Source organism: Devosia riboflavina (assembly GCF_000743575.1).
Taxonomy (GTDB): domain Bacteria; phylum Pseudomonadota; class Alphaproteobacteria; order Rhizobiales; family Devosiaceae; genus Devosia; species Devosia riboflavina.
In genome coordinates this window covers 1-675 of sequence record NZ_JQGC01000063.1, presented here as the reverse complement: position 1 = coordinate 675, position 675 = coordinate 1, and the positions used below count along the sequence as shown (strand labels likewise).

Genomic DNA, 675 nt, shown 5'->3' with positions numbered 1-675 from the left:
CGTGCTCAACCGCCGCGCGGAAAAGGCCGAAACGCTGGCGCTGTTGTCGTCGCTGACGACCCGGGAAAGCGAAGTGCTGGATCGCATCGCCGAGGGCTTCACCACGCGCCAGATCGCCGAAGGGCTTGGCCTCTCGCCCCGAACGGTCGAAAGCCACCGGGCCGCAATCGGCGCCAAGCTGGGCACGACATCACAGGCCGAAATGACCCGGCTCTGGCTCGAAGGGCGCGACGCTCCGTAGAACTACGGAGATGTGCGCCAGGCCTACGAATATCTGGCGGCGAGGGCGGGAACTAGGTTCCCTTCATCACCTGAAAGGAAACCGTGATGATCCGGAACCTCGTTATTGCCGCCGCTCTGCTGACCCCGTTCGCTGCCCAGGCGCAGGAACTGCCGACCGCTCCTTACCTTCCGCTCGCCTTGGCCACCCAGGCTGCCGATGCCGCCCTCCAGGCTTGCGTTGCCGAAGGCCATAATGTCAGCGTCGCCATCGTGGCGCGCGACGGTGCGACCAAGGTCCTGCTCAAGGCCGACAATTCGGGCCCGCATACCGGCTCCAGTGCCGAAGGCAAGGCCTTCACCTCCGCAGCCATGGGCCGAGATACGGCCGGACTCGCCGAATTCATCTCGACCGCCCCGGCCAATGCCGGCCTGCGCGACATGGATGCCCGCATG

General features: G+C 65.9%; 2 protein-coding genes. Both read left to right on the top strand.

Annotation, left to right across the window (positions count from 1 at the left end; translation table 11 throughout):
- Window positions 1-241 (top strand): response regulator transcription factor (locus JP75_RS24665; protein ID WP_035087861.1); only part of this gene is annotated, 241 nt, incomplete at its 5' end.
- 86 nt (window positions 242-327) lie between these two features.
- On the top strand, window positions 328-675 hold a 348-nt coding region (locus JP75_RS24660), incomplete at its 3' end, for a heme-binding protein (protein ID WP_035087857.1).